A 14,840-nucleotide genomic window follows, 5' to 3' on the forward strand; every position below is an offset into this window, starting at 1 on the left:
GAAGGTGCGACGCTCAAGGACGCTCAGGTCTACGCGGCCGGCAACACGTCGCCGCAGCTGCGGTGGGAGGGCTTCCCGCCCGAGACCAAGAGCTTCGCCGTCACGTGCTACGACCCGGACGCCCCTACGGGCAGCGGGTTCTGGCACTGGGTCGTCTTCGACATCCCGGTCTCGGTGACCGAGCTGCCGGAGGGCGCGGGCAGCGGCAAGTTCGAGGGCCTGCCCGAAGGTGCCGTACAGGCACGCAACGACTACGGCACGAAGGACTTCGGCGGGGCCGCGCCGCCGCCCGGAGACGGACCGCACCGCTATGTGTTCACGGTGTACGCCGTGGACCAGGAGAAGCTGGGGCCGGATTCGGACGCCAGCCCGGCCTTTGTGGGCTTCAATCTGCGGTTCCATACGCTGGCGCGCGCCCAGCTCATCGGTGAGTACGAGGTGCCCGCCGAAGCCTGACGTTCATTGAACGTTTGCCCGTCCCTGGTCTTGGAAGTGATCAGGGGCGGGCATTTTTGTTGCCGGGGGACGCGGGGGCCACCCCCCGTGGGAGCAGCAGATATTGCGTTGTCCATCTCGGCGTGCCCGGCCAGAGTTGATCCCAGCCCGCCACGCGGTGGGCCGGTGCGACACGGGAGGTGGGCTGGTATGCGGGACACGCTGGTACTGAACGCGAGCTTTGAGCCGCTGTCGACGGTGACGTTGAACCGAGCCGTCGTTCTGGTGCTGCAGGACAAGGCCGTCGTCGAGCAGGCCCACCCCGAACTGCGTATGCGCGGAGCCGCTGTCGATATACCGGCGCCCCGGGTGATCAGGTTGTGCAGGTATGTCCGGGTGCCGTTCCGAAGACAAGCTCCGTGGTCGCGGCGGGGTGTTCTGGTGCGGGACCGGCACAGGTGCGCGTACTGCGGTCGTCGGGCGACGACCGTGGATCATGTGGTGCCGCGGTCGCAGGGTGGGCAGGACACGTGGCTGAATACGGTCGCTTCGTGTGCGGAGGACAATCACCGGAAGGCGAATCGGACGCCGGCGGAGGCGGGGATGCCGCTGCTTCGGGAGCCGTTTGAGCCGACGCCGGCGGATGCGATGCTCTTGGCTTTGGGGCAGGACGACTTTGCTGCGCTGCCGGATTGGCTTGCGCAGCCGGCCGCCTAGACCGTAGGGGCACGCGTCTTCGTCTGGCTGCGGGTTGCTTGTGGTTGCTCGCGCAGTTCCCCGCGCCCCTTCGGGGCGCGGGGAGTGACCGTCAGTTGTCAGTCGAGCGTCGGCTTCTCTCGTCGTTCCGTTCCCTGGCCCCCTGAGGCGCCTCCGTTGCCTGAACCTCCGCCCATCGGGCCGAAGTTGCCCATGGCGCCGCTCAGGCCCTTGAGGGCGTCGCCGATCTCGCTGGGCACGATCCAGAGCTTGTTGGCGTCGCCCTCGGCGATCTTGGGGAGCATCTGGAGGTACTGGTAGGCGAGGAGCTTCTGGTCCGCGTCGCCGGCGTGGATGGATTCGAAGACCGTGCGGATCGCCTGGGCCTCGCCCTCGGCGCGCAGGGCGGCGGCCTTGGCCTCACCTTCGGCGCGCAGGATCTGGGACTGCTTCTCACCTTCGGCGCGCAGGATCTCGGACTGCCGGACACCTTCGGCCTGGAGGATCGCGGCGCGCTTGTCACGGTCGGCGCGCATCTGCTTCTCCATCGAGTCCTGGATGGAGGTCGGGGGCTCGATGGCCTTGAGTTCCACGCGGTTGACGCGGATGCCCCACTTGCCTGTGGCCTCGTCGAGGACGCCGCGCAGGGCCGCGTTGATCTCCTCGCGGGAGGTCAGGGTCCGTTCGAGGTCCATGCCGCCGATGATGTTGCGGAGCGTGGTGACGGTGAGCTGCTCGATCGCCTGGATGTAGCTGGCGACTTCGTACGTGGCGGCCCGGGCGTCGGTCACCTGGTAATAGATGACGGTGTCGATGTTGACGACCAGGTTGTCCTGGGTGATCACCGGCTGCGGCGGGAACGGTACGACCTGTTCGCGCAGGTCGATGCGGTTGCGGATGGTGTCGATGAACGGGACGACGATGTTGAGGCCCGCGTTCAGCGTCCGCGTGTAGCGGCCGAAGCGCTCGACGATGGCGGCGCTCGCCTGTGGGATGACTTGGATCGTCTTGATCAGGGCGATGAAGACCAACACCACCAGAATGATCAGGACGATGATGACCGGTTCCATCGTTGCTTCCCCGTACCCTTCTCCGCCTCGGCGCCTTCGGGAGATCTTATGCCTGTTGAAGATCTTGTTGTTGAAGATCTTGCTGGTCGAGTGTGACAGACCGTCGCGTAACTCGTGGGTTCTTCGGTTCAGTTGCGTGATACGCCGACTGACGAGGTCACATGACGATCGCCGTGGCACCCTCGATGTCCACGACATCGACTTCCTGGCCCACTTCGTAGGCGCGGTCGGTGTCGAGGGAGCGTGCCGACCAGACCTCCCCGGCGAGCTTGATCCGGCCGCCTGAGCCGTCGACGCGCTCCAGTACGACGGCCTGTTTGCCCTTCAACGCCTCTACACCTGTGGCGAGTTGGGGTCGCTGCGCTCGATGTCGGGCCGCGATGGGCCGTACGACGGCGATGAGCGCGGTCGATACGACGGCGAAGACCACGACTTGGATGACGGCGTCACCGCCGAAGGCGCCTGCGGCCACCGCCGCCGCGATCGCGCCCACCGCGAGCATGCCGAGTTCGGGCATCGTGGTGATCACAAGCCCGACACCGAGCGCTGCCGCGCCGATCAGCCACCACACCCACGGGTCGATTTCCACAAGGTCATGGTAGGACCGGGGATCGCGCGCGGACAGGGCGCAGATCAGGTCGGCACACGCTTCTTACGTTGTGGGTCCGGGAGTTCAGGACAACGGGAGGCCCTGTGCGGTCCAGCGCTCGCCGACCTGTTCGACGACGAGGGGCAGTCCGAAGCAGAGGGAGAGGTTGCGGGAGGTGAGTTCGAGTTCCAGAGGGCCGGCGGCGAGGACCTTGCCCTGGCGGATCATCAGGACGTGGGTGAAGCCGGGGGCGATCTCCTCGACGTGGTGGGTGACCATGAGCATCGAGGGGGCGATCGGGTCGCGGGCGAGGCGGCCGAGGCGGCGTACGAGGTCCTCGCGGCCGCCGAGGTCGAGGCCGGCGGCGGGCTCGTCGAGGAGGAGCAGTTCGGGGTCGGTCATCAGGGCGCGGGCGATGAGGGTGCGCTTGCGCTCGCCCTCGGAGAGCGTGCCGAACTTGCGCTCCAGGAAGTTGCTCATGCCGAGGCGGTCGAGGAAGGCGCGGGCGCGCTGTTCGTCGATGTCCTCGTAGTCCTCGTGCCAGCCGGCGGTCATGCCGTAGGCGGCGGTCAGCACGGTCTGCAGGACGGTCTGGCGCTTGGGGAGCTTGTCGGCCATGGCGATGCCGGCCATGCCGATGCGCGGGCGCAGCTCGAAGACATCGACCTTCCCGAGGGTGTCACCGAGGACGGTGGCGGTGCCGCTGCTGGGGAAGAGGTAGCTGGACGCGACATTGAGGAGGGTGGTCTTGCCGGCGCCGTTGGGGCCGAGGATGACCCAGCGCTCGCCCTCCTTCACCGACCAGGACACCTGGTCCACGAGAGCCCGGCCCTCCCGGACCACGGATACGTCCTGAAGCTCCAGAACATCGCTCATGAGCGCGTTGTCTCCCCTTGCAGTGTGACCGGTCTCGGCGTCTCGGCTTCTCGCATGCGCCGTCAGGCGCAGCCCTCAACGAAATCTACGCCACCGGCCGCCCGCTCCATTCCATCGGTCCGGTCCTTAGGGTGGACGCATGCTTTCGGAACCGCGTTCAGGACGCCTTGCCGCTTGGGGAAATGCCCTTTTGGCCGGACTTGTCTCTCCGGATGACGCCGTTCTCGCCATCGTCGGCGAGGACGCGGTGCATCGAGTGGAAGGGCTGCCGGGCGAGGCCGCGCCGGTCGGGCTCACGCTCGCGCTGGGGAGGCTGCGGGCGCTCGGGGTGAGCGGGCTGCGGGTCGCGCTGCCCCAGCCCGGGCATCCGCTGGGGCTGAGCGGACCGCCGGAGTTCAATGCGCGGGCGCTGGAGGCCGAGGAGGCGGTGATCTGTTACGGCGCCGCCCTCGGGTTGGTGCCCGAGGTGTACGAGGCCGGGCCAGACGGCGATGTGCATGTCGAGGTCGTATGGCACTGCCTGGCGGTACGGGAAGCTCCGCCCGCGGATGTGCCGTCGCTGGGTGAGGCCGAGCGCGAACTGGCGGAGGCGTTGCGGGACGCGACGGAGGTGCTCTCGCGGCTGGATGTCGCCGGGTCCGGGCCGGTGGCCGAGGCGGCGATCGACGCGTATCGGGCGCGGGCCGAGCGGGGGCGTGAGGTGCTGGCGCCGGGGTATCCGCCGCGGGCGGTGCGGGTGCTGGAGCTGGCGCAGCGCGTGGGGATGCTGATCTCGGTGGCGTACGAGAACGGGCACGGGGGTGCGGTGAGCGCGGGCGAGATGGCGGCTCGGGGGGCTGCGCTGCGGCCGGTGGAGCGGACGGCTCGGCGGGCGCAGGTCGCGGCGTACAACTCGGTGGTGGAGGAGCGGGAGCGAGGGGCGCGGTAAGGGACGGCGCTGGGCGGGCGAGACGCTGACCGGCCTCCCGGGGGGTGGGTGCCCGGGAGGCCGGAGGTCACTGCTGCTCCGCGAGGGAGGTCAGCGGTTGATGCCCGTGTTGCCGAAGGCGGGGTTCAGCACACCGACGACGTTCACGCTGTTGCCGACCGCGTTCACGGGGATGTGCACCGGGGCCTGGACGACATTGCCCGAGACGATGCCCGGCGAACCCACGGCCTTGCCGTTGGCCACAGCGCCGTCGGTGGCGGAGGCCATGCCGGCACCCGCGGCGACCAGCCCGCCAGCCACCATCGTCACGGCCGCTACCTTCTTCAGGTTCTTCACTTCTAAGCCCTCCTTGCGATCGCCGCGGCAGTCGCCGCAGCACGCACTGGAGAACGGCGGAGATCCACAGAGGATGCGCCATCTGGGGGACATTCCCACGACGGTATGAATCTCAGCCCGGAGTGGAACCCTCCGTATTGCCGCTCGGAACGGCCCTTATCCGGCCACACCATGGCGTACCGCCCACAGCGCGGCCTGGGTGCGGTCCGCCAGGTCGAGCTTCATCAGGATGTTCGACACATGGGTCTTCACCGTCTTCTCGGAGAGGACCAGGGCGCGGGCGATCTCCCGGTTGGAGCGGCCGTCGGCTATCAGCCCCAGCACTTCGCGCTCCCGTTCCGTGAGCGAACCGGCTCTGCCCTGGCCCGAGTTGGCCTCCTCCTGGGACAGCAGGGCGCCCGCGACCTCGGGCTGGAGCAGGATGTGGCCGGCATGCACGGAGCGGATGGCGCCGGCGAGGGCGTCCGGGTCGACGTCCTTGTAGACATAGCCGGCGGCGCCGGCGCGCAGGGCCGGGATCACCGTGCGCTGTTCGGTGAAGCTGGTGACGATGAGCACGCGCGCGGGGTTGTTCAGTTCGCGGAGTCTGCGCAGCGCGTCGACGCCGTCCATGCCCGGCATCTTGACGTCCATGAGGACGACGTCGGGCTTCAACTCCTCGGTGCGCGCGACTCCTTCGGCGCCGTCCGCGGCCTCGCCCACGACCTCGATGTCGTCCTGCACTTCGAGGAAGGTGCGCAGGCCACGGCGGACCACCTGGTGGTCGTCGACGAGCAGCACCCTGATTGCGTCAGCCACCGGGGACCTCCATCTCGATCGTGGTGCCCTTGCCGGGCGCCGATTCCACCGTCAGGTTGCCGCCGACCCCGCTCGCCCGGTCCCGCATGGAGACCAGACCGAGATGGCGGCCCGCGCGGCGTATCGACTGCGGGTCGAAGCCGTTGCCGTCGTCGGTGACGCGCAGGACGGCTCCGCTGCCGCGCCGGTCCAGGGTCACGTCTACGTGCTGGGCGCCCGAGTGTCGCAGCGCGTTGTGCAGGGCCTCCTGGGCGACGCGGAGCACGGCCTCCTCCTGGGCGGCGGGCAGGGCCCGTGCCCCGTGCCCGGCGAAGGTCACGCGCGCGGCGTGGGCGCGGTCGAGGACCTGGATCTGGGTGCGCAGGGTGTTGACGAGCCCGTCCTCGTCGAGGGCGGCGGGGCGCAACTCGACGACGGCGGCGCGCAGTTCGTCGGCCGCCTCGGCGGCGAGCAGGGCCACCTGCTGCAGCTCGCCCTTGGCGCGGGACGGGTCGCGGTCGACGAGGGCGGCGGCGGCCTGGGCCGTCAGGCGCAGGGAGAAGAGCTTCTGGCTGACCGCGTCGTGCAGTTCGTGGGCCAGGCGGGAGCGTTCCTCCGCGATGGTCAGCTCGCGGCTGCGTTCATAGAGGCGGGCGTTGGTCAGGGCGATGGCCGCGTGCTGGGCGAGGATGGCCAGCAGCTCTTCGTCGTCCTCGGTGAAGCCGCAACTGCCGTCCGGCTTGGGGCAGTTCTTGTTGGCCAGGAACAGCGCCCCGATCACCTCGTCGCCGTCACGGATCGGCAGGCCCAGGAAGTCGGCCAGATCGGGATGGGCGGAGGGCCAGCCCTCGAACCTGGGGTCCTTGCGCACGTCCGCGAGGCGTTCCACCTTCGCCTCGCGCAGCATCGAGGCGAGGATTCCGTGCTGCCGCGGCAGCGGGCCGATGGCCTTCCACTGCTGGTCGCTGACGCCGTCGACCACGAACTGGGCGAAGCCTCCGTGGTCGTCCGGGACGCCCAGCGCGGCGTACTGCGCGTCGAGCAGCTCGCGGGCCGAGGCGACGATCGTCTTGAGGACGTCGCGCACCTCGAGGTGCCTGCTCATGGCCAGCAGCGCGGAGCTCACCGCGGCGAGGCCGGACCGGGGGCCTTGACTCATGTCCACACGGTACCGGCGGGGTCGGACAACGCGGATCGGACCGTCGGCGGCCACCGCCTAGGGCTGTGGGCCTAGGCCGCAGGTCCCCGGAGGCACGGCTTAGGGCGAAAGGACCCACTCCTTTGCGGCCCGCGTCCGAGGCGGCGACCGCACGGCCGTTCCTACGTTGAGGGCGAGCCGATCACAAGGAGACGTGTGCCATGCCGGTAGCGATCATCACAGGGGCGTCGAAGGGGCTGGGGCGGGCGCTCGCCGAAGCACTGGCCGCGCGGGGCTGGGATCTGGTGCTGGACGCCAGAACGGCGAAGGTGCTGGACGAGACGTCGGCGGCCGTGTCCGCGTACGGCACACGCGTTACGGCGCTGCCCGGCGACGTCACGGACGCCGCGCACCGGGCCCAGCTGGTCGCGGCGGCCTGGAAGCTCGGCGGGGTCGACCTGGTGGTGAGCAACGCGAGTGCGCTGGGCGTCGAGCCGATCGTACGGCTGGACGCGCTGCCCCTGGAGGGGCTGCGGCGGGCGCTGGAGGTGAACGTGGTGGCCGCGCTCGGCCTCGTCCAGGAGGCGCTGCCGCTGCTGCGTGCGTCGGGGGCGGGCGCGGTGATCACGGTCAGCTCGGACGCCGCCGCCGAGGCGTACGAGACCTGGGGCGGCTACGGGTCCTCGAAGGCGGCCCTGGACCACCTCGCGGCGGTGCTCGGCGCGGAGGAGCCCGGGCTGCGGGTGTGGGCGGTGGATCCCGGCGACATGGCCACGGACCTGTACGCGGCGGCCGTACCGGACGACGACGATCCGCGGCCGGCGCCGGCGAGTGTGGTGCCCGCCTTCCTGCGGCTGCTGGACGAGCGTCCGGACAGTGGCCGGTACAGCGCGCCCTCCCTGGTGGAGGGGCGATGACGCTGGCGCTGGAGGTTCCGGAGGAGCTGTCCGCGCGCGTGCCGGTCGAGCAGCGGGGGCCTGGGCTCGACCGGGACTCCGTACGGCTGCTGGTGTCGCATGGCAGTGCTGTGTCACATCACACCTTCACGGAGCTGCCGCGGCTGCTGCGGGCGGGAGACCTGCTCATCGTCAATACGTCACCGACGCTCACCGCCGCCGTGGACGGGCGGATCGGGCACGCGCGCGTGGTCGTGCACTTCTCCACCCTCGGGGACGACGGGCGGTGGGCGGTCGAGCTGCGGGAGCCGGACGGGAAGGGCACCACACGCGCGCGTGCGGGCAGCCCTTCGGGTACCGCGGTGCGGTTGCCCGGGGGCGTACGGCTGGTCCTGGAGGAAGCGCTGAGCGAGCGGCTGTGGTGGGCGCGGGTGGCCGGAGCGGAGGTGCTCGGCATGCTCCGGGAGCACGGGCGGCCGATTCGCTACTCGTACACGGAGAGGGACCAGCCCTTGTCCGTGTACCAGACGGTCTTCGCCCTCCCCACCGCCGACGGCTCGGGCAGCGCCGAGATGCCCAGCGCCGCCCGGCCCTTCACGGCCCGGCTGGTGGCGGAGCTGGTGAGCCGCGGGGTGCAGTTCGCTCCGGTGACGCTGCACACCGGGGTGGCCTCGGCCGAGGTGCACGAGCCGCCGTATCCGGAGCGGTTCGCGGTGCCGGAGGCTTCGGCGCGGCTGATCAATGCGGCGGCGGCCGGGGACGGGCGGGTGGTCGCGGTCGGTACGACGGCCGTGCGGGCTGTGGAGTCGGCGGCCGGGGCCGACGGGATCGTACGCGCGCGTGCGGGATGGACGGATCTCGTCGTCACCCCGGAGCGCGGGGTGCGGGTGGTGGACGGGCTGCTGACCGGGCTGCATGAGCCGCAGGCCTCGCATCTGCTGATGCTGGAGGCGGTCGCGGGGCGCGCGGCGGTCGACCGGGGGTATGAGGAGGCGCTGCGCGAGCGCTACCTGTGGCACGAGTTCGGGGACATGCATCTCGTCCTGTCGGCGGAGAACGCTCACACAGAGCATTGCTCCAGCAACAGCTGGTGAGACTGTCACGCGGCCGATGTGAGGCCGCACATAGGGCGCAGATCACGTACGAAGGAGCATAGGAGACAAAGAGGCCCTGCATGAGCGGGACAGACGCTCCGATCTGTCCCGTTTTGCCCTTCCCTGATCCACTAACAGGGATCGTAGGTCACACCTTTGCATGGCAATTTTGCGGCCGCTAACAATGGCTGCCGTCGCTCAGCGCCGCGGGCATCGCCCCGCGGCGTTTGTGCCGGAAGCACCCGTGTCCCCCTGCCGGACAGCGAGCGACCACCGCGCTATTCGAAGAGGTCCATCTGCCATGCCCAAGATCACCAAGAAGTCTGGTCACAGTCGCGCTCTTACGCGCACGCACAAGATCGCCATCGCCGGTGTCGCCACACTCGGCGCCGCCGCGGTCGCGATCTCCGCGGTGCCGAGCAACGCACAGTCGACCACGGCCGAGGCTGCCCCCGCGGGCAAGGTGGCGTACAGCTCCGAGCAGATCAAGGATGTCAAGGCCAGCGTCACCGACCAGCTCGCCGGCGCCAGCCTGAAGGCCGAGCAGATCGCCGCCAAGAAGCACGCCGCCGCGGCGGCCGAGGCGAAGAAGAAGGCCGCTGCCGAGGCCGCCGCGAAGAAGAAGGCCGCCGTGGCCCACGCCAAGCACAAGGCCACCGTGGCCCACGCCAAGCACAAGGCTGCCGTTGCCGCCGCGAAGAAGAAGGCCGAGGCCGCGCGCAAGGCGAAGGAGGCCGCGAGCCGGTCCGCCAAGCGCGCCGCGGTCAAGCCCGTCGCCGCGAAGACGTACGCCAACAACCTCAACGGCTGGATCAACCACGCCCTCGACATCATGAACGACAAGGGCATCCCGGGTACCTACAACGGTCTGTACCGCAACATCATGCGGGAGTCCTCGGGCAACCCGAACGCCATCAACAACTGGGACATCAACGCCATCAACGGTGTCCCCTCGATCGGTCTGCTGCAGGTCATCAAGCCGACGTTCGACGCCTACCACGTCGCGGGCACGGCCAAGAGCCAGTACGACCCGGTCGCCAACATCGTCGCCGCCGCCAACTACGCGGCCGACAAGTACGGCTCGATCGACAACGTCAACAGCGCGTACTGAGGTCGGCGCGGACCTCAGCCTCGCGTAACGCCGAAGCGCGGCGCCCCCGACGGGGTGCCGCGCTTCGGCGTCGTACGAGAGCGGTGTCGTACGAGAGCGGTTACTTCCGCATGACCTCCGGCTCGTGGCGGCGCAGGAAGCGGGCCACGAAGAAGCCGCAGATCACGCCGATGGCGATCAGGGCGGCCATGTCCATGCCCCAGGCCGCGACCGTGTTCTCCCACAGCGGGTCGCTGCTCTCGCCCTTGGCGGGCGGGCTGATCCGGTTGAAGTCGAGCGTGGCGCCCGCGGCGGCGACCGCCCATCGCGACGGCATCAGGTACGAGAGCTCGTTGACTCCGACCGAGCCGGCCAGGGGGAACAGACAGCCGGTGAAGACGACCTGGACGATCGCGAACATGACCAGCAGCGGCATGGTCTTCTCGGCGGTCTTCACCAGGGCCGAGATGATCAGGCCGAACATCATCGCGGTGAAGCCCAGCGCCATGATCGGAATGCACAGCTCCAGGAGCGTCTGGCTGCCGAAGATCAGGCCCTCGTCGGGGATGGTGCGGGTGGAGAAGCCGATGACGCCGACCATCAGGCCCTGCAACACCGTGATGAAGCCGAGCACGAACACCTTGGACATCAGGTACGCGGACCGGGACAGGCCGGTCGCGCGCTCCCGCTCGTAGATGACCCGTTCCTTGATCAGTTCACGGACGGAGTTGGCAGCGCCGGCGAAGCAGGCGCCGACCGCGAGGATCAGCAGGACGGTGAGGGCCGTGCCGTTCGCGACGGGCTGGCCGGTGTTCGGGTTGATCTCCGTGTTGACCAGGAGGTCCTTGCCCTGGTCGATGAGCAGGCTCACCGAGCCGAGGACGAGCGGCAGGATCACCGTCAGGGCCAGGAAGCCCTTGTTGGAGGCGATGACCGAAACGTAGCGGCGCACCAGGGTCAGGAACTGGGACATCCAGCCCTGCGGCTTCGGCGGCCTCATCGCCTGCATCGGCGGCATCTGTACGGACTGCGCAGCGATCGCGTCGATGTCCGCGGCGTACATCTGGTAGTGCTGCGAGCCCTTCCAGCGTCCGGCCCAGTCGTAGTCGCGGTAGTTCTCGAAGGCGGAGAAGACGTCGGCCCAGGTGTCGTAGCCGAAGAAGTTCAGTGCCTCCTCGGGCGGGCCGAAGTAGGCGACCGCGCCGCCCGGCGCCATCACCAGGAGCTTGTCGCAGATCGCCAGCTCGGCCACGGAGTGCGTGACCACGAGGACCGTACGGCCGTCGTCGGCGAGGCCGCGCAGCAGCTGCATGACATCGCGGTCCATGCCCGGGTCGAGACCGGACGTGGGCTCGTCGAGGAAGATCAGCGACGGCTTGGTGAGCAGTTCCAGGGCCACCGAGACGCGCTTGCGCTGGCCGCCGGAGAGGGAGGTGACCTTCTTCTCCTTGTGGACGTCCAACTTCAGCTCGCGCAGCACCTCGTCGATGCGCTGCTCGCGCTCGCGCGCGGTGGTGTCGGCCGGGAAGCGGAGCTTGGCCGCGTACTTGAGGGCCTTCCTGACGGTCAGCTCCTTGTGCAGGATGTCGTCCTGCGGGACCAGACCGATGCGCTGACGCAGCTCGGCGAACTGCTTGTACAGGTTCCGGTTGTCGTAGAGGACGTCGCCCTCGTTGGCGGGCCGGTAGCCGGTGAGCGCCTTGAGCAGCGTCGACTTGCCTGAGCCGGACGGGCCGATGACCGCGATCAGCGACTTCTCCGGGACGCCGAAGGAGACGTCCTTGAGGATCTGCTTGCCGCCGTCGACGGTGACCGTCAAGTGGCGTGCGGAGAAGGAGACTTCACCGGTGTCGACGAACTCCTCGAGGCGGTCGCCGACGATCCGGAACGTCGAGTGGCCGACGCCCACGATGTCGGCGGGGCCCAACATCTGTGAGCCGCCCTTGGCGATCGGCTGGCCGTTGACGTACGTGCCGTTGTGCGAGCCCAGGTCGCGGATCTCCATACGGCCGTCGGGCATCGAGTGGAACTCGGCGTGATTGCGCGAGACCTGCAGGTCGGAGACGACGAGGTCGTTCTCCAGGGCACGGCCGATGCGCATGACGCGGCCGATCGAGAGCTGGTGGAACGTGGTCGGACTGCGGTCGCCGTAGACCGGCGGCGCCCCCGCGCCACCACCGGGGCCCTGCTGCTGCGGGATATGCGCGGCGGCCTGCTGCGGCTGCTGCCGGCCCTGCTGTTGCGGAACCTGCTGCGGCGGCGCCTGCTGTGCCCAGCCGGGGCTCGCGCTCTGCGCGGCGTACGGCTGCTGCTGGGGCTGGGCGACAGCGGCCGCGGTGCCGGACGCGTTCAGGCACGGGCCGTCGGTCGCGTTGCCCAGGTGTACGGCCGAGCCGGGGCCGATCTCCATCTGGTGGATCCGCTGGCCCTGCACGAACGTGCCGTTGGTGCTGCCGTGGTCCTCGATGACCCAACTGCGGCCGCCCCAGCTGATCGTGGCGTGACGCCAGGACACCCTGGCGTCCTCGAGCACGATGTCCCCCTGCGGATCACGTCCGAGGGTGTATGGCCTGGACGGGTCGAGCGTCCAGGTCCGTCCATTCAATTCCAGTACGAGTTCCGGCACTCCATGCCCCACTGAGTAGTCCCCCGAGTTACCCCCATCACAGGGAGTCTAGGGAGGTCGAACATCGTCGGGAACTATTTCAGGCTCCGCCCCCTGACCGAAAGTCGCGCCTTGTGAGGACCACGCACACACGCTTGGACTGGTTCCGTTGACGGGGTTGAAACCGGCCCGGAGAGTGGTATTCCCACGCGAGGGGGACACACGCGGCGGCAGCGCCGCGCTGCGGATCGGGGGGTCTGCCATGAGGTCATCCATGAGCGTCAGGACGGCGACCTACGACACGAAGGTGCAGTGGGGCGACGTCCTGCTGTCCGCGATCGCCGCCGTCAGCTGGGCGTTGACAGGCATGGCGGGCACGGCCGCGCTCGGCCTGCATCTGCTGGAGGCGGACTCGACGGCCTCGCTCGGACCGATGACCGCGGCGGTGGTGGCACTCGGTGCGGGTGGTTCGGTCACGCCATCGGGCGATGTCTCCGCATTCGGGCTGACCGGCGCGGAGGCGAACACCGCCATCGAGATCACGCCATTGGGAGTGAGCCTGGTCGGCGCGCTGCTGCTGTCATGGTTCTTCCTACGGTCCTTGCGCACGGCCGGAGTTGTGATCTCCCGGTCCGAACTCCTCGCGCGCGCGGGCGCGGTGGTCGCCCTCTTCGTGGCGACGCTCGGCGGACTGGCCTGGGCGGGGCACGACGTCATCACGATCGACGGAGGCGCGCTCGGCCTCGACGACCTGCCCGGCGGTGGCGGGGACGGCGGCCTCGAGATTCCCGGCGTCGGTGACATCGGGGACATCGGCGGACTGCTGCCCGATCAGGTCGGCGACCTCATCGACGCCAAGGCGGCGGTCGGATTCACCGTCGACACGTTGCCGACTCTGCTCGGCGGCCTGTTCTGGTCGGCGGGGGTCCTGCTGATCGCCCTGCTGGCCTCCCGCCGCACTCCCCTGCCGCACGGCTGGGAGATCGTCCACCGAGTGGTACGGCCGGCCGTGTCCGCCCTCGTCACGGTGCTGCTGGTCGCGGTCGCGGCGGGGCTCGCGGCGGCGGCGTACGCGGCGATCGGCGACGACAACCCCAAGCGGATCGCCGGCGCGGCCCTGCTCGGCGCCCCGAACGGCGTCTGGCTGGGCATCCCCATCGGCCTGTTCGTACCGTGGGACGGCCGCGCGTCCGGCCCCTTGGCCGCCCTTCTGCCGGATCCCCTGGACGATCTGCTGAGCTCCGAGGTCGACCAGTCCGTCTCCCTGAGCCGACTGGCCGAGCTGGACGGGCGTGTGTGGCTGCTCGGAGTCGCCGCCGCGATGATGATGCTGCTGGCGGGGGTGCTGCATGCGGTGCGGACGCCTGTGGTGGGGGGTGCGGGGGGCGTACGGGATCCAGGGGCCGTACGAGATCCGGGCGCCCTCGGTTTCGCCGGGCGATGTGCGCTGCGGCTCGGGATCGTGGCCGCGCTGGCGCTGCCGCTGCTCGCGTGGCTCACGGAGGTGTCGGTGGACGCCTCGCTGTCGGTGCTGGGCGTGGACGCGTTCGGGGCGGGGATCGAGTTGCACGGGCATCTCGGCATGGCGTTGCTCCTGGGTGCCGCCTGGGGTGCGGGGGCGGGGGCCGCCGGGGCGCTGCTGGCGCGGGCGACGGGAGCGGCAGGGCGGGCGGCGTCGCCGATGGCACGCGGTGCCGTGGCGGCGGGAGCCGCGGGGGTGACGGTCGAGGGCGGGACGTTTCCGCAGTATGCGGGGCGGTCAGGGCCGTACGTGCCCGGTACGCCGTATCGGCCGCCGAACCCGGCCACCAACCCGTATCTGCGGGTGCCGGACGAGTTGCGGGAGCCGGAGGATGCGCGGCCGGGGCCGGAACGCGGAGAGGCGCGGGCGCCCGGGCAGGAGCCGGGAGCGGCGAGGCCGCCCGGGCAGGAAAGGGCAGACGCGCCGGCCTCCCACGAAGCCCGGCCGGCGAGCGGGGCACCGCCCGGCGGCGACATGTATGGCGCGCCGACGGTGGCCCGGCCGATGGGGCCGCCGCCGCGGCGGTCCGCCAAGTCGCGCCGCAAGGACGGGGAGCAGGCCTCGCCGGACCAGCGGCGGCAACCGCCGCCACCTCCACCGCCTCCGCCGCCACCTCCGAGGGCGCCGAAGGGGCACTGAAGGGACACTGAACCGACGGGCCGGTGGCCGTGCCGTGTCCGTCGGTGGCGGCCGGCCCTCTGTGAGCCGCCCTGTCAGCCGGCTGTCACCCGAGCGACACCCAGAGTTCCGTGTCCGCTGGACGGACCTGCGGGGCGATGGGCACGGGG

At 70.1% G+C, this 14,840-nt stretch carries 14 protein-coding genes (1 of these 14 running past the window's edge); 7 read left to right on the top strand and 7 right to left on the bottom strand.

Features of this window, described 5'->3' with window-relative positions; genetic code table 11:
• Positions 1-456, top strand: the 3' portion of a protein-coding gene (locus tag QQY66_RS09940; protein WP_301978764.1) for a YbhB/YbcL family Raf kinase inhibitor-like protein. 84 nt of this gene lie to the left of the window's left edge; the window shows 456 of its 540 coding nt (coding positions 85-540); its start codon lies off the left edge, out of view; the stop codon is at positions 454-456.
• Between the two features lie 189 nt (positions 457-645).
• A complete protein-coding gene (locus QQY66_RS09945; protein ID WP_210575534.1) occupies positions 646-1,152 on the top strand; it encodes an HNH endonuclease in 507 nt (168 codons plus the stop codon).
• 98 nt (positions 1,153-1,250) lie between these two features.
• Here the strand turns inward: QQY66_RS09945 and QQY66_RS09950 are convergent, their stop codons facing one another.
• From QQY66_RS09950 to QQY66_RS09960, 3 genes are all read right to left on the bottom strand, one after another.
• Positions 1,251-2,201, bottom strand: coding sequence for an SPFH domain-containing protein (locus tag QQY66_RS09950; RefSeq protein WP_301978765.1), 951 nt, complete (start codon positions 2,199-2,201; stop codon positions 1,251-1,253).
• A 157-nt stretch (positions 2,202-2,358) separates the two neighbouring features.
• Positions 2,359-2,790, bottom strand: coding sequence for an NfeD family protein (locus QQY66_RS09955; protein WP_301978766.1), 432 nt, complete (start codon positions 2,788-2,790; stop codon positions 2,359-2,361).
• Positions 2,791-2,874: 84 nt separating this feature from the next.
• Positions 2,875-3,666, bottom strand: coding sequence for an ABC transporter ATP-binding protein (locus QQY66_RS09960; RefSeq protein WP_301978767.1), 792 nt, complete (start codon positions 3,664-3,666; stop codon positions 2,875-2,877).
• A gap of 139 nt (positions 3,667-3,805) precedes the next feature.
• Between QQY66_RS09960 and QQY66_RS09965 the strand changes: the two genes are divergently transcribed.
• Positions 3,806-4,594, top strand: coding sequence for a hypothetical protein (locus tag QQY66_RS09965; protein ID WP_301978768.1), 789 nt, complete (start codon positions 3,806-3,808; stop codon positions 4,592-4,594).
• Between the two features lie 90 nt (positions 4,595-4,684).
• Here the strand turns inward: QQY66_RS09965 and chpE are convergent, their stop codons facing one another.
• From chpE to QQY66_RS09980, 3 genes are all read right to left on the bottom strand, one after another.
• Positions 4,685-4,930 carry a chaplin ChpE gene (gene chpE, locus QQY66_RS09970; protein ID WP_301978769.1) on the bottom strand — a complete coding sequence of 82 codons (246 nt, stop codon included), beginning with the start codon at positions 4,928-4,930 and terminating at the stop codon, positions 4,685-4,687.
• 156 nt (positions 4,931-5,086) lie between these two features.
• Positions 5,087-5,728 (bottom strand): response regulator transcription factor, encoded by a 642-nt coding sequence (locus QQY66_RS09975; protein WP_301978770.1) that lies wholly within the window; start codon positions 5,726-5,728, stop codon positions 5,087-5,089.
• On the bottom strand, positions 5,721-6,866 hold the full coding sequence (locus tag QQY66_RS09980) for a GAF domain-containing sensor histidine kinase (protein WP_301978771.1): 1,146 nt from the start codon (positions 6,864-6,866) through the stop codon (positions 5,721-5,723). Before QQY66_RS09980 ends, QQY66_RS09975 begins: the two co-directional genes overlap by 8 nt.
• Positions 6,867-7,066: 200 nt before the next feature.
• Here QQY66_RS09980 and QQY66_RS09985 point away from each other — a divergent pair, with 200 nt between their 5' ends.
• From QQY66_RS09985 to QQY66_RS09995, 3 genes are all read left to right on the top strand, one after another.
• Positions 7,067-7,762 carry an SDR family oxidoreductase gene (locus QQY66_RS09985; protein WP_301978772.1) on the top strand — a complete coding sequence of 232 codons (696 nt, stop codon included), beginning with the start codon at positions 7,067-7,069 and terminating at the stop codon, positions 7,760-7,762.
• Positions 7,759-8,835: an S-adenosylmethionine:tRNA ribosyltransferase-isomerase gene (locus QQY66_RS09990; RefSeq protein ID WP_301978773.1), complete on the top strand. Its 1,077-nt coding sequence runs from the start codon at positions 7,759-7,761 to the stop codon at positions 8,833-8,835. The genes QQY66_RS09985 and QQY66_RS09990 overlap by 4 nt, the downstream gene beginning before the upstream one ends.
• A 301-nt stretch (positions 8,836-9,136) precedes the next feature.
• On the top strand, positions 9,137-9,946 hold the full coding sequence (locus QQY66_RS09995) for a transglycosylase SLT domain-containing protein (RefSeq protein ID WP_301978774.1): 810 nt from the start codon (positions 9,137-9,139) through the stop codon (positions 9,944-9,946).
• Between the two features lie 100 nt (positions 9,947-10,046).
• Here QQY66_RS09995 and QQY66_RS10000 read toward each other — a convergent pair whose 3' ends face one another.
• The gene (locus tag QQY66_RS10000) at positions 10,047-12,551 is read right to left on the bottom strand and encodes an FHA domain-containing protein (RefSeq protein ID WP_301978775.1); all 2,505 of its coding nucleotides are present in this window, start codon (positions 12,549-12,551) and stop codon (positions 10,047-10,049) included.
• 253 nt (positions 12,552-12,804) lie between these two features.
• Here QQY66_RS10000 and QQY66_RS10005 point away from each other — a divergent pair, with 253 nt between their 5' ends.
• Positions 12,805-14,691, top strand: a complete 1,887-nt coding sequence (locus QQY66_RS10005) for a streptophobe family protein (RefSeq protein WP_301978777.1) — start codon at positions 12,805-12,807, stop codon at positions 14,689-14,691.
• Positions 14,692-14,840: the final 149 nt, after the last annotated feature.

It is taken from the genome of Streptomyces sp. DG2A-72, assembly GCF_030499575.1.
Taxonomy (GTDB): Bacteria; Actinomycetota; Actinomycetes; order Streptomycetales; family Streptomycetaceae; genus Streptomyces.

Bases quoted from the DNA above. Each gene is read 5' to 3' on its own strand.
- QQY66_RS10005 (WP_301978777.1), top strand. From the start codon at position 12,805: ATGAGCGTCAGGACGGCGACCTACGACACGAAGGTGCAGTGGGGCGAC.
- QQY66_RS09945 (WP_210575534.1), top strand. From the start codon at position 646: ATGCGGGACACGCTGGTACTGAACGCGAGCTTTGAGCCGCTGTCGACG.
- QQY66_RS09995 (WP_301978774.1), top strand. From the start codon at position 9,137: ATGCCCAAGATCACCAAGAAGTCTGGTCACAGTCGCGCTCTTACGCGC.
- QQY66_RS09980 (WP_301978771.1), bottom strand. From the start codon at position 6,866: ATGAGTCAAGGCCCCCGGTCCGGCCTCGCCGCGGTGAGCTCCGCGCTG.
- QQY66_RS09965 (WP_301978768.1), top strand. From the start codon at position 3,806: ATGCTTTCGGAACCGCGTTCAGGACGCCTTGCCGCTTGGGGAAATGCC.
- QQY66_RS09950 (WP_301978765.1), bottom strand. From the start codon at position 2,201: ATGGAACCGGTCATCATCGTCCTGATCATTCTGGTGGTGTTGGTCTTC.
- QQY66_RS09985 (WP_301978772.1), top strand. From the start codon at position 7,067: ATGCCGGTAGCGATCATCACAGGGGCGTCGAAGGGGCTGGGGCGGGCG.
- QQY66_RS09960 (WP_301978767.1), bottom strand. From the start codon at position 3,666: ATGAGCGATGTTCTGGAGCTTCAGGACGTATCCGTGGTCCGGGAGGGC.
- QQY66_RS09990 (WP_301978773.1), top strand. From the start codon at position 7,759: ATGACGCTGGCGCTGGAGGTTCCGGAGGAGCTGTCCGCGCGCGTGCCG.